This is a genomic window from Azoarcus olearius, assembly GCF_001682385.1.
In the GTDB taxonomy this organism is placed as follows: domain Bacteria; phylum Pseudomonadota; class Gammaproteobacteria; order Burkholderiales; family Rhodocyclaceae; genus Azoarcus; species Azoarcus olearius.
The window spans coordinates 225885-238573 of sequence record NZ_CP016210.1 but is presented as its reverse complement, the minus strand read 5'-3'; the positions used below and the strand labels follow the sequence as shown (position 1 = coordinate 238573).

General features: G+C 70.2%; 12 protein-coding genes and 1 rRNA gene. 4 read left to right on the top strand and 9 right to left on the bottom strand.

Annotated features, from left to right (window positions below; all coding sequences use genetic code 11):
* Positions 1-233 precede the first annotated feature (233 nt).
* Both dqs_RS01075 and dqs_RS01070 read right to left on the bottom strand, forming a co-directional pair.
* A complete protein-coding gene (locus tag dqs_RS01075; RefSeq protein WP_065339416.1) occupies positions 234-3305 on the bottom strand; it encodes an AAA family ATPase in 3072 nt (1023 codons plus the stop codon).
* Positions 3302-4447 carry an exonuclease SbcCD subunit D gene (locus dqs_RS01070; RefSeq protein WP_065339415.1) on the bottom strand — a complete coding sequence of 382 codons (1146 nt, stop codon included), beginning with the start codon at positions 4445-4447 and terminating at the stop codon, positions 3302-3304. The genes dqs_RS01075 and dqs_RS01070 overlap by 4 nt, the downstream gene beginning before the upstream one ends.
* Before the next feature lie 85 nt (positions 4448-4532).
* Between dqs_RS01070 and dqs_RS01065 the strand changes: the two genes are divergently transcribed.
* A complete protein-coding gene (locus dqs_RS01065) occupies positions 4533-6386 on the top strand; it encodes a chorismate-binding protein (RefSeq protein WP_065339414.1) in 1854 nt (617 codons plus the stop codon).
* Here dqs_RS01065 and dqs_RS01060 read toward each other — a convergent pair.
* Positions 6374-6658 carry a hypothetical protein gene (locus tag dqs_RS01060; protein WP_011763932.1) on the bottom strand — a complete coding sequence of 95 codons (285 nt, stop codon included), beginning with the start codon at positions 6656-6658 and terminating at the stop codon, positions 6374-6376. The genes dqs_RS01065 and dqs_RS01060 overlap by 13 nt on opposite strands.
* A gap of 111 nt (positions 6659-6769) precedes the next feature.
* Between dqs_RS01060 and dqs_RS01055 the strand changes: the two genes are divergently transcribed.
* Positions 6770-7810, top strand: a complete 1041-nt coding sequence (locus dqs_RS01055) for a helix-turn-helix transcriptional regulator (RefSeq protein ID WP_065339413.1) — start codon at positions 6770-6772, stop codon at positions 7808-7810.
* 61 nt (positions 7811-7871) lie between these two features.
* Here the strand turns inward: dqs_RS01055 and dqs_RS01050 are convergent, their stop codons facing one another.
* The gene (locus dqs_RS01050) at positions 7872-8120 is read right to left on the bottom strand and encodes a PsiF family protein (RefSeq protein ID WP_011763930.1); all 249 of its coding nucleotides are present in this window, start codon (positions 8118-8120) and stop codon (positions 7872-7874) included.
* A 44-nt stretch (positions 8121-8164) separates the two neighbouring features.
* On the bottom strand, positions 8165-8563 hold the full coding sequence (locus tag dqs_RS01045) for an H-NS histone family protein (protein ID WP_011763929.1): 399 nt from the start codon (positions 8561-8563) through the stop codon (positions 8165-8167).
* Positions 8564-8738: 175 nt separating this feature from the next.
* Here dqs_RS01045 and trxC point away from each other — a divergent pair, with 175 nt between their 5' ends.
* Complete coding sequence (gene trxC, locus dqs_RS01040) at positions 8739-9179, top strand: thioredoxin TrxC (protein WP_065341584.1); 441 nt, start codon at positions 8739-8741, stop codon at positions 9177-9179.
* A 5-nt stretch (positions 9180-9184) separates the two neighbouring features.
* On the opposite strand, the gene dqs_RS01035 is transcribed toward trxC, so the two are convergent.
* The 3 genes from dqs_RS01035 to dqs_RS01025 form a co-directional block, all read right to left on the bottom strand.
* Positions 9185-10096 (bottom strand): ketopantoate reductase family protein, encoded by a 912-nt coding sequence (locus tag dqs_RS01035; RefSeq protein ID WP_065339412.1) that lies wholly within the window; start codon positions 10094-10096, stop codon positions 9185-9187.
* Positions 10089-10565 (bottom strand): MaoC family dehydratase, encoded by a 477-nt coding sequence (locus dqs_RS01030; RefSeq protein WP_065339411.1) that lies wholly within the window; start codon positions 10563-10565, stop codon positions 10089-10091. The genes dqs_RS01035 and dqs_RS01030 overlap by 8 nt, the downstream gene beginning before the upstream one ends.
* Before the next feature lie 76 nt (positions 10566-10641).
* Entirely contained in the window at positions 10642-11661 is a 1020-nt protein-coding gene (locus dqs_RS01025; RefSeq protein ID WP_065339410.1) for a nucleoid-associated protein, read from the bottom strand.
* Positions 11662-11759: 98 nt separating this feature from the next.
* Between dqs_RS01025 and dqs_RS01020 the strand changes: the two genes are divergently transcribed.
* On the top strand, positions 11760-12485 hold the full coding sequence (locus dqs_RS01020; protein ID WP_084018730.1) for an SDR family oxidoreductase: 726 nt from the start codon (positions 11760-11762) through the stop codon (positions 12483-12485).
* Between the two features lie 53 nt (positions 12486-12538).
* Here dqs_RS01020 and rrf read toward each other — a convergent pair.
* Positions 12539-12651 (bottom strand): 5S ribosomal RNA (rrf, locus tag dqs_RS01015).
* Positions 12652-12689 lie beyond the last annotated feature (38 nt).

Here is a 12689-nt window from a genome sequence, read left to right as displayed (position 1 = left end):
TGCTCGCCGCCTGCGGAGCGGTGAGGCAAAGCCGAGACTACTGGCCAGGGGATGGGGTGGATTCGGCGAGCGCTGAACGAAACCCCATCCCCACCCCAGCCCGGTAGCCAGTGCTAGGAGGCACTGTCGTTCGGCCGGCGGCGAGCAATGCTTGCCGAAACCCCGTCCTCACCCCCTTGAAGGGGAGGGAGCAAAACGGGCCAGCCGGCGGGAGCCATACTCGCCTTCGCTACTCACCCCCGCACCCGCACCCGGCTCCCCCTCACTCCCTGCACCACCTCGATCGCGACGTCGATCTGCTGCTTCATCTCCTCGACGTGCGAGATCACCCCCACCATCCGGCCCTGGCGCTGCAGGTCGATCAGGGTACGCATTGCCATGTCGAGCGATTCCGGGTCGAGGCTGCCGAAGCCTTCGTCGATGAACAGGGTGTCGAGCTGCACCCCGCCGGCGTAGGCCTGCACCACGTCCGAGAGCCCGAGCGCGAGCGATAGCGAGGCCATGAAGCCTTCGCCGCCGGAGAGCGTGGCAACCGGGCGGGCGCGACCGGTGTAGTCGTCCAGCACTTCGAGATCGAGCCCGGCGGCGCGGCGGGCGTCGGCGACTTCCTCGCGCCGCTGCAGCAGGTAGCGGCCGCGGCTCATCGCCTTCAGCCGCAGCGAGGCGGCGCGCAGCACGTCGTCCAGCAGCGCGGCGAGCACGTAGCGCTGGAAGGTGAGGTTGCGGCCGTTGTCGCCGTTGGCGATCGCCGCGAGTTCGCCGGTGATGCGGTAGCGCGCCTCGATGTCTGCATTGCGGGCCGCGAGTTCGTCGAGCAGGGCCAGGGTGTAGCGGGTTTTCTCCAGCGCACCGCGCAGGTCGGCGCTGCGCGCCAGCACCGCGTCGATCGCGGCACGGGCGGCCTGGGCGGAGGTTTCCAGCTCGGCAAGCTGCGGCGGGGTACGGCCGGCGACGGCCTGGTCGGCGCGGGCGAGGCGTTCGCGCGCGGCGGCGGCATCCTCGTCGTGCTGGCGCAGGCTGGCGGCGAGGCGGTCGATGTCGGCGGCGGCGAGCCGGGCAGCGCGGTAGCCCGCCTCGTCATCGAAAGCGGCGGCGGCGAGCGCGCGGGCGAACACCACCTGCGCCTGCTCCAGCGCCGCCGCTTGCTCGGTTTCAGCCTGCGCCAGCGTGTCGCGCTGGGCGTGGGCGGCCGCGAGCGCGGCCTCCGCGCCGGCATGCGCGGCCTGCGCCTGCTGCGAGGCGGCGAGCAGCGTGTCGAGCGCGCTGCGGGCGGTCTTCAAGGCCGCGGCAAGCGCGCCGGCGGGACGCAGTGCGGCCGGCACCGCCTCGCGCCGGGCCTCGACCACCCGCTCCGCGCCGTGCAGCGCGCTCGCGGCGGACTGGGCGGCGGTGGCCGCCTGCTCCTGCGCGGCAAGAGCATTGCGCTGCGCCTGCTCCAGCGCTTGCAGCCGGTCGCGCGCCGCGGTCAATTCCGCCCCCGCCTGGCGCGCGACCGCGAGGCGCTGACGCAGGTCGGCCGCGGTTTCGACCAGCATGTCGGCCTGCACGCCGTCGTCGCCCGCCGCGCGCAAGGCGCCGGCGAGGGCGCCGACCTCGGCCTCCACCGCGGTGCGGGCCTGCGCGGCGCGGTCGAAGGCGGCGCGGCGGGCCTCGAAACCCTGCTCCGCTTCGCGGCTGCGCGCCGCGGCTTCGCGCAGCGCGCTCTCGGAAGGCAGCTCGCCGGCGTGGGTGGCGGGGCCGGGATGGACGGCGCTGCCGCACACCGGGCAGGGCGCGCCATCGTGCAGGTGACGGGCGAGGATGGCGGCCTGCGCCTCGCGCCACAGACCATCGAGCGCCTGCTGGGCGTCGCGGGCGGCATCGAGCGCGGCGCGCGCCGCATCCATCGCCTGCCGCGCCTGCGCTTCCGCCGCCGTGGCCTCGGCCAGCGCCTTGCGGCGGGCAGCAAGGCGCTGGGCATCCGCTTCGCGCTGTTCGGCCTGGGCCACGCGCAGCGCCAGCGCTTCCGCCTCGGCCGCGCGCGGCGCGAGCTGGTCGACGCGGACGACGAGCGCGGCGCGGCCCTGTTCGGCCTCGGCGGCGGCGTGGCGCGCCTGCGCCAGCGCCTGCTCGGCGGCGGCGGCCTGGCTTCGGCGGGCGGCGAGTTCGCGTTCGGCGGTGGCGAGTTGCTCCACCTGGGCGGCGAGCGCTTCCAGCTGCAGCAGCTCGCGCTGGGCGGTGTCGCGCTGCGGCGCGCGCGCCTTGTCGGCCTCCAGCCCGGCCCTCGCCTGCTGCATCGCCGCCGCGGCGGTGGCGACGCGCTCGCCGGCTTCGGCCGCGCGCTGCCGGGCAAGCGCGAGCTGGCGCCCGGCACCCGCGCAGGCCTCATCGGCCGGCACCACCTGCAGCGCGCGGCGCGCGGCGGCTTCGCGCTGGCGCAGCGCGGCGATCTCGCCGGCGCGCGCCTCGACCGCGGCGAGCGCGGCGCCGGCGGTGTGCTGCTCGGCAAACTGGGCGGCAAGCGCCCGCCCCTGCTGCAACGCCGCCTGCGCGGCGGTGTCGGCGCTGCGCGCGGCGCTTTCCTCGCCCGCCAGCCGCGTCAGTTCAGCGTCCAGCGCTTCCGCCTGGCCGCGCAGGCCCTCGACCGACTCGGCGGCCGCCTGCTGCAGCAAGGTGTCGCGCCGCAGGCGGGTTTCGTCGGCGGCCTTCTGCAGCGCCTGCGCCTCCTGCTTGAGCGCGTCCTGCAGCCGCTTGTAGGCGGCCGTACCGAACAGGGTTTCGAGGATCTTCTCGCGCTCGCCGGAGCTGGCGGTGAGCAGCTTGCGGAACTGGCCCTGCGGCAGCAGCACCACCTGGCGGAACTGTTCCGCCTGGCAGCCGAGCAGCGCCGTCAGTTCGCTGGTGACCTCGGTGGTCTTGTGCGCCAGCGGCAGCCAGGTGACGCCGTCATCGTCCAGACGGTGGAGTTCGGCACGCGCCAGCACCTTCACCAGGCCGTCGCCCGACTTGGTGGCGCGCTGCGCGGCGCGTTCCTGCTCGGGCACGCGGCGCACGCGGTAGCGGCGGGCGCCGAGCGCGAACTCGAATTCCACCTCGGTGAGCAGCGCGGCGTCGGCGTGATGGCTGCGCATCTCGCGCGCGCTGCGCTCGCCGCCGGAGGTGTCGCCATACAGCGCGTAGGTGATGCCGTCGAGGATGGAGGTCTTGCCGGCGCCGGTGGGGCCGGAGATCAGGAACAGCGCCCCTTCCGGCAACAGCGTGAAGTCGATCTCCTCGCGCCCGGCGAAGGGGCCGAAGGCTTGCAGGCTGAGCTTGAGCGGCTTCATGCGTGGCGCGCCTCCTGCTCGATGGCGCCGACGATGCGCTGCACGGTGGCGATGGCCTCGGCTTCCAGCGGGTGGCCGGCGGTTTCGGCGTAGAAGCTGGCGAAGAGGTCTTCGATGCGGATGCGGCGGTGGTCGGCCGCCGCGCGGCCGGGGCCGTCGCCCGCGTGCAACGGGCGTTCGATGGCGAGCGCGTTGGGATAGGCGGTGCGCAGCTTGCCCATGGCGTCGAGCAGCGCGCCGCTGTCGCTGAGGCGGGCGAGCAGGTAGTCGTCGCGGCCGGGGTCGGCGGCGGCGCCGGCGATGATGTCCGCCAGCGTGCCTTCGACGATCCGCAGGTCGCGGCGCGGCGCGAGCGCGACGCGCTCCACCGTGCAGCGGCCAGCGGCGTCCATCTCCACCAGGTTCACCGACTTGGCGTGGCCGGCCTCGGCGAAGCTGTACTTGAGCAGCGAGCCGGAATAATGGATGTGCTCGCCGCCCGCCTGCTGCGGACGGTGCAGGTGGCCGAGGGCGACGTAATCGAAGCCTGCGAAAAGTTCGGCGCCGACCGCGCCGCTGCCGCCGACCGACAGCGGCCGTTCCGATTCCGATTCGCTGCCGCCGAGCACGAAGGCGTGCGCCACCACGACGGAGCGGGTGCCGGCCGCGTGCGCGGCGCGAATCGCCCGCAACTGCGCGCCCAGCGCGGCATGGTGATCGGCCAGCGCTTCCTCGCCGAACGCGCTGCGCACCAGCGCCGGTTCGGCGTAGGGCAGCGGGTAGATCGCGACCTCGCCGTGGGCATCACGCAGCCTCACCGGGGCGACACTGGCATCCACCGGCCCGCGCACGGTAAGGCCGGCGCGGCCCAGCAGGCTGGCGCCGAAGGCGAGGCGGTCGGGGCCGTCGTGGTTGCCGGCGATCAGCACCACCGGGATGGCGAGGCCGACCACCAGTTCGGTCAGCGTCTCGTCGAGCAGGCGCACCGCGTCGGCGGGCGGCACCGAGCGGTCGTAGACGTCGCCGGCAATCAGGATGGCGTCGGGCCGGGTTTCGCCGGCAAGGCGGACGAAATCGCGCAGCACATGGGCCTGGTCCTCGAGCAGCGACACGCCGTGATAGACGCGGCCGAGATGCCAGTCGGCAGTGTGGAGAAAACGCATGCGGGAATCCTCAGGCGCGGAAGCGGAAAAACGGTGGAGTGTCGCACGGCGCGGCCGCGCACCGGCCCGCCGCTAGAATGCCGCGATGGAAAGCTTTGCCCTGCTCGATGACAGCCAGGCCGCCGTGGAGACCCCCGCGAGCCGCCTCTATACCGGTTTTTGCGGCGAGATCCGCTGTACCGACCCGGACCGCCTGGAGGCGGACTGGGCTCGGGTGGAAGCGGAGCTGGCAGCGGGCCGTCACGCGGTGATCGTGGCCGACTACGAATGGGGCGTGCGCCTGGCCGGCGTGACCACCGCCAAGCCGGGCGGGATGCTGCGGGTGCTGCTGTATGCGACGCTGCAGCGGCTGGACGGCGCCGGCGTGGCGCACTGGCTGGCGCAGCAGGAAGGCCGGGACGAGCCGGACGCCGCCGGCGTCGCGGAGTGGCAGGCTTCGCTCGAGCGGCCGGCGTTCGACGCGGCGATCGAGGCGATCCATGCCGCGATCCGCGCCGGAGAAACCTATCAGATCAACTTCAGCTACCGTCTGGGCGGGCGCGTCTACGGGTCGCCGCTGGCGCTCTACCGCCGCCTGCGCGCCGCGCAGCCGGTGCCCTTCGGCGCGCTGATCCGGCTGCCGGCGCCGACGGGAGACGGCGACGCCGGCTACCTGCTGTCGTGCTCGCCCGAGTTGTTCCTGCGCCACCGGGACGGCGTGCTGGAGGCGCGGCCGATGAAGGGCACCGCCGCACGCCGCGGCGATCCCGCCGCCGACGCGCAGGCCGCGGGCGACCTTGCCGCGGACCCGAAGAACCGCGCCGAGAACCTGATGATCGTCGACTTGCTGCGCAACGACCTCGGCCGCATCGCCGAAACCGGCAGCGTGCAGGTGCCGGCGCTGTTCGCGGTCGAGCCCTATGCGACAGTGCTGCAGATGACGTCCACCGTCAGCGCGCGCCTTGCCGCCCGGCACGCGTTTCCCGCGGTGCTGCGGGCGCTCTTTCCCTGCGGTTCGATCACCGGCGCGCCCAAGCACCGCAGCATGCAGCTGATCGACACGCTCGAGGACCGACCGCGCGGCACCTACACCGGCGCGGTCGGCTGGATGGACGCCCCCCGCGCCGGGCACCGCTGCGGTGACTTCTGCCTGTCGGTGGCGATCCGCACGCTGGCAGTGGGCGCGGAGCGCGACGGCCGCCGCACCGCCGAGCTGGGCGTCGGCGCCGGCATCGTCATCGACAGCAGGGCGGCGGACGAATACGCGGAATGCCAGCTGAAGGCGCGCTTCGTCACCGCGCTCGACCCCGGCTTCCAGCTGATCGAAACGATGCGCGCGGGCCCTGCCGGAAGCGGTGGCGCGCCCGGGATTCCCCTGCTGGCGCGCCACCTCGCGCGGCTCGCCGCAAGCGCCGCGGCGCTCGGCTTCCGTTACGACGACGCGCAGGTACGCGCGGCGCTGGCGCGGCATCTCGCGACGCTGGCGGGCGGGATGCACCGCGTGCGCCTGCTGCTGCACAAGGACGGCCGCATCGACGTGAGCGGCGGCCCGCTGCCAGCGCTGCCGCCGGGCCCGGTGCGCGTGCTGCTGGCCGACGCGCCGATCGACGGCCGCGACTACCTGCTGCGCCACAAGACCACCCGGCGCGCAAGCTACGACGCGGCGATCCGCGCAGCGGAGGCCGCCGGTGCGTTCGACACCCTGTTCTTCAACCACACCGGCGCGTTGACCGAGGGCGGGCGCAGCAACGTATTCGTGCGCCTGGACGGGCAATGGCTGACGCCGCCGGTGGAGGCGGGCGTACTGCCCGGCGTGATGCGCGCGGCGCTGCTCGACGACCCCGCGTGGCAGGCGCACGAAGCTGCACTGACGCGCGCGGACCTGGCGCGCGCCGAGGCGGTGGTGCTGTGCAATGCGTTGCGCGGCGTGCTTCACGTGCGCTTCGATCAACGCGGGTAGGCGCGCCAAGCCGGCATCCCGCCTTGACGCAGGCGGCGCAGCGCCCGGCACAGCGCCCACACCAGCGCGCCGGCGCTCAGTTCCAGCACGACGAGCGTCGCCCACACGCTGAATGCGAGTACGATCCGCATCGCCTCCGGCACCGGCACGATCGCGGCCTCGGCAAACTGGAAGGCGAGCGGCAGGCTCAGCAGCGCGAGGCTGAATACCAGCCGGCGGCGGTTGGCCAGGACATCATCGGGCGGCGGCAGAACAGGACGGGACGACTTCATCGCGGCTTCTCCGGTAAGCGAGGCGCCCAGTGTGCGCCGGCCTCAGGCTCATCCAGTGAGCCTGCAGAAAGCCGATAATTCCGCATCATCCAGCCCGAACCGTGAGAATCCGTGAGCCAGACCGAACGCCTGTACCAGATCGTGCGCATGCTCGAGGACGCGCGCCAGCCGGTGCCGCTGGCCCGCTTCCTCGAAACGCTGGAAATCTCCCGCGCAAGCTTCAAGCGCGACCTCGACTACCTGCGCGACCGCCTCGGCGCGCCCATCGTGTGGCGCCGCGGCAGCGCTGGCGATCCTGAAGGCTATGTGCTGGAAGGCGAACGCGGCGAGGCCGGCAAGCGCTTCGGCATCCACGGCATGTGGTTCAACCCCTCGGAAATCCATGCGCTGCTGATGATGCAGCAGCTCGCCACCGCGATGGAGCCGGGCCTGCTCGCCGGCCAGGTGGACGGGCTGATGACGCGCATCGGCCTGATGCTGGGCAGCGCCAACGACGACCCGGCGGAAGTCGGCCGCCGCGTGCGCATCCTGCATTCTGCCAACCGGCGCGCCACGCCGGCCGCTTTTGACACCGTGGCGCAGGCGACGATGAAACGCCGCCGGCTCGCGCTGCGCTACTACACCCGCAGCCGCAATGCCGAATCGGACCGCGTAGTATCGCCACAGCAACTGCTGCACTACCGGGAGAACTGGTATCTGCTCGGCTATTGCCACCAGGCGCGCGCCCTGCGGCTGTTCGCCCTGGATGCGATCCGTAGCGCGAGCGTGCGGCCCGGCAGCGCGCGCGAGGTCGGCGAACGCCGCCTGAAAGAAGCGACCGGCGCGGCCTTCGGCATCTTCGCGGGCGCGCCGCGCGAGCGGGCGGAACTGCGTTTCTCCGCCGAGGTGGCCCCCTGGGTCGCGAGCGAGATCTGGCATCCGGCGCAGACCAGTGCGCCGCAGGCGGACGGCAGCCTGCTGCTCGGCGTACCCTATGCCGACAGCCGCGAACTGGTGATGGAAATCCTGCGTTACGGCGCCGACGTGGAGGTGCTCGCCCCGCCCGCCCTGCGCGCCGCGGTGGCGGACAGGCTACGCCGCGCCGCAGCGCAATACGAAGGCGCGGGCGCGGGCGCCACGTCCGGCCCGGACACGACGCAGCCGCGGGACTGAGCCGGCCACCGCCGCGGTGACGGTGGCATCGGGCGCGTCGACGGATGCGCCCGGCGGTCGATCAGGGCGCGCCGACCGCGTCCTTCACGCACTTCTTGGTGAAGCTCCCCTTTGCCGCACCAGCCAGCTTCTTCTCGGCTGCGGCAGCCTCGCAGCTCGCCGCGGCGTCCTTCTCGCACTTCTTCAGGAAGCTGGTCTTGGCGGCGCCGACGAGCTTCTTCTCCGCGGCGCTCGCGTTGCAGGTGGGGCCTTCGGCATGGGCCGACAGCGCGAAGGTCGAGATCAGGGCGGCGACGATGATCTTGTTCATGGACAGGCTCCTCCTAGTGGAACAAAGGCCGGGCGCGCCAGCGCTCAGCCGGAAATGCCCCGCGGAATACGGGGCGCAAGCTTTTCGGCAGCGGTGGCGAGCGCGTCCATCGACCCCCCGTTGGCAAGCCAGGCCGCGACCCAGTGCGGCTGGCGACCGCGCCCCGACCACGCCAGCGCGCGGTTGCTGGGATGCCGGTACTTCACCGGCAGCGGCTGCCGCGGGGTGGTACGCGGGTGCTTGCGTGGCCGCTCGGCGCCCTTCATTGCCGCCGCATCCTCTGCCAGTTCGGCCAGCGTCAGCCCTTCGGCCCGGGCAAGGGCGGACAGCCGCCGCAGCAGGGTTTCGCGCTGGCTGCGCTGAAGGCGGTCGATCGCCCGCGCGGTCTGTTCCCGCAGGGCACGAAGCTGCGGCAGGGTGTAGCTTTTGAGATCGATTTCCATGATCCTCTTGTCGATCGGTCGACGCGTGAAGCCCGTGTGAATGATGCCACGGGCGCATGCGGGGAAGTGCTTTGAAATATTACTAAAGTTGCATTGCGCGCGCCTGCCGCGGGTTGCTCCGGCGGTCGGCCGGCAGCCGGCGGAAAATTGGCGCATGCATGCCGAGGAGGCCCACATGAATCCATCAATCCATCTGGTTTGCCCGCACTGCGACGCCGTGAATCGGCTGCCCACGGAGCGCATGGCGGAGCATCCTGCCTGTGGCCAGTGCCACCGCCCGCTCTTCATCGGGGAGCCGCTGGCACTGGACGGTGCGCGGTTCGAGCGCCATCTGACGCGCAACGACCTTCCGGTGCTGATCGATTTCTGGGCCCCGTGGTGCGGCCCGTGCCGGATGATGGCGTCGGCCTTCGCCGCCGCAGCGGCCCAACTCGAACCGCAACTGCGGCTCGCGAAGGTGAATACCGAGGCGGAACCCGCCCTCGCGCAGCGCTTCGGCATCCGCAGCATCCCCACGATCGCGCTGTTCCAGGGCGGCCGCGAAGTGACGCGGCAGGCGGGCGCGATGAACACCGAGCAGCTGGTGCGCTGGGTGCGCGGGCAACTCGGCAGGTGAGGGATTCAGCAGCGGTCGGCGTCGATCTGCCCGAGGAGGGTATGAAGCGCGCGGTGGGTGGGAACGGCGGCCCCATTCCCGTCGGCAAGACGCAGGAAGGCGCCGGTGATGGCCTCACGCTCGGTACGCCGACCAGCGAGGACGTCCTGCAGCATGCTGGTGCGGTTGTCGGCGGTACTGCGAACCACACTCCAGACCTTCGCCCGGGCCTCGTCGAACTCCAGCATCAGGCCCGCTGCCCTCAATACCGGCCAGGCTTCGGCGACCAAGGCCTCGACATGGTTCATATACGGTGCAGCCAGTAGCTCGCCCGTGCGCACCCGGAACACTGCCGTCAGCGGGTTGAGAACCACGTTCACCAGCAGTTTCGCCAGACGTGCGGCCTGCATGGCCACTTCGATGCGCGCGGGAAGCCCGGCCTGCTGGAACAGCGCGGCAAGCGGTTCGAAGCCCTGCGGCATCAAGGTTTCCCCGTCGCTCACCGGCATCACGCCCTCATCGGTGCGAAACGCTCCCATGGTCGTGACGCCCTGGGCAACGCAGGTGCCCGTTCCCGCCGGTTCGAGGTCGAGCAATCCGTTCTGCAGCGAAAGCACACCACGCGGCCGCATGGCCAAGGCCGAACGCAGCGCGTCGCGGGTGTCGCCTGCCTTGACCACCACGACGACCCAGTCGGCCTGCGGCAGCCGTGGCGCCGCGAAGCCGTCGAAACGCTCGACGACGGCGCCCACTCGCACGCCGGCGCGAAGCCGCTGCGCGGCATCCGCATTGGAAGCGACGAGCGCCACCGGACCAGAGCGGATGAGGCGGGACGCCAGTGACAGGCCGAGCGCTCCGGCGCCGATGATGGCAACCGGGTAGGGCGCCGCCCGCAGCACGTCGGTGGAGAAGGCCTCCCGCTGTCGCGAGCTATCCATTCAGCGGACGACGTGGCACGACCAGGCGGGAGGTCAGCACCTGCAGGATTTCGCCGCGCTGGTTGCGGGTTTCGCTACGGAGCGTGACGATGCCCCTGTCCGGCTTGGATCGCGACGGGGTGATTTCGAGCACTTCGCTGTCGACCTGCAGCACATCCCCGGGACGCGTCGGCCTCGGCCAGGTGACCTCTGCCCCGGCGCCGATGATGCCGCCGGCAATCGGCAGCCCACCCTCCACGAGCAAGCGCATGGTGATCGCGGCCGTGTGCCAGCCACTTGCCGCAAGTCCCCCGAACAAGGTGTCCTGCGCGGCCTCGTGATCCAGATGGAAAGGCTGCGGATCGAAGCTGTCCGCGAAAGCGGTGATCTGCTGGGCGTCAATCGGATGGGTGCCGCTGCCGAAGCGCAGACCAACCTGCAGGTCGTCCAGATACAGCGGCGCTCCTCGCTGCGGTGGGGTCTCGGTCATGGTGGCTTTCCAGTTGGGGACGCTTTTTATATTACAGTCGTAATTTAAGCTGTCAAGCCAGCCCTTCCGAACGGTCTTACGAGGACGCATCCCCGTCGTCGATCAACATCTGCTTCAGATAGGGCGGGAGGTTCGACAGCACCAGGGTATCGGACACCACGTCGTAGCTGACCGCGCCCGACCGCAAGCCGGCGCGTTCGAACTCCACGCGCCACTGGTCCGCGCTGGCGCTAAGGCGTACAAGCGGTTTCAATGCCCGGCGGTTGGGCACGAACGCAGGTGCCAAGGCCCTCGCCGGCGTCTGAAGTGTCGTCCCGAGTCGCGCTGGCGCGCTAGGCCATAGCTCGCTGGCCAATGCGTCAAGCTCAACCGGCGCCCCCGCCTCGCCGAGATCATCCAGATAGCGATGCGCGCGCTCCATCATTTCGTCGCGTACAGGCGGATCCAGTCGCTCAGAATCGGCGAAGTCGGTAAGCGCTTGCACCAGCTTGCGGGTTTCCTGCAAGGCCACGACGACATCCTTGCAGCCCAGGAAGCGCCGAAAGCACTGGGCGGTCGGCCCGCGGCCGCTGAGGAACGCCACACAACGTTCGTCGCCCCGCCGCCATCCGGTCAAGTCGATCCGCGCCACCGCCTGGGTCGCATGAACGTCCAGGTGCGTATGTTCGTGCAGGTTCAGGTCCTTATCGACGGCAGTGGTTACCGTTTCAGGCACTAGCGCGATCCACAACCAGTCCACCGCCTGTTCACGAACGCGGGCGAGAAGAAATGCCCCACCGTTATCCAACCCAACCAAATCCGCACAGTTGCGAAGATGATCTGAAAGGTGGGCACCGAGGTCGATGAAACCACGCTCGTCATCGCCCGAAAATTCGCGCAGAAAGCGGGCGACCGGAAACTCCTCCTCGTCGTCTTCGAACGTACCGTGGCACTTGCCCGAGCGTTGGGTAAAGGTCGATATCAGTTGGGTGACCAATCCGATGGCCGCGGCGTCGGGCGAATTCAATCGGTCGCGCTGCACGATACGCGCGGCTGCATCACCGGCCTTTACCAGACGGTGAATCAACAGCTGAGTAATAATTTGATCGGTGGACATGTTCCAATCCCTGATAGACGGGAAAACCCGGGCGGTTCTGAATGCACTTCCGGTCCGTTTCAGCCCCCACGCCTATTCTCACTGCGCTGGAGAAACTCGTGAAAGCAATCGTCACAGGACACAGCCGAGGACTCGGCGAAGCGCTCGCCATCGGCCTGCTCGAGCGCGGTTTGGAGGTGCTCGGTGTCTCCCGCCACAGCCATGCGGAAATGGCCGCCCGCTTTCCGCGATTCTCCGAATCCAGGGTCGATCTGGCAGACGTAGCGGCGGTCTGCCGCTTCATCGAGAGCCCCGTATTCCAAGCGTTCGGCAATGCTCGCGAACCTGTCATCCTGATCAACAACGCCGCAATGCTACAGCCGGTCGGGAGAAGCGGAAGTTTGGCGGCAGCTGAAATTCAGCAGGCAGTGAACGTCAATGTCCTCGGGCCCTTGCTGCTGGCAAACGCCGTCCTTCAATGCGCGGCCCCCGATCTATCCCGCCGGATTCTCCACATTTCCAGCGGCGCTGCGCGTACGGCCTATTCAGGTTGGAGCATCTACGGAGCGACCAAAGCAGCCCTGGACCATCATGCCCGTTGCGTCAGCGAGGAGGGGCGTGCCCATGTCCGCATTTGCAGCGTCGCTCCCGGGGTGTTGGATACCAGGATGCAAACCGACGTCCGCCAACTCGAAACCGGTCAGTTTCCCGCGCGTGAGAGGTTCATTTCGCTGAAGGACAGTGGGCAACTTGTCCCGCCGGCAGAGGCGGCGGCCAAATTGTTGGCGTTTCTATTCGCGCCTGCATTCGGAGACACGCCGACAGCTGACGTTCGTACTTTCTAGTTCCAATAAAAAAAGCCCGCACGATAGATCGTGCGGGCTTTTTTTTGTAGTTAGTCTGACGATGACCTACTTTCACGAGCGCGGGCTCACTATCATCGGCGCGGTCTTGTTTCACGGTCCTGTTCGGGATGGGAAGGGGTGGTACCAAGACGCTATGGTCGTCAGACTTTGACTTGTTGCCTGGCAGGGGGTGGTCTGCCTGGC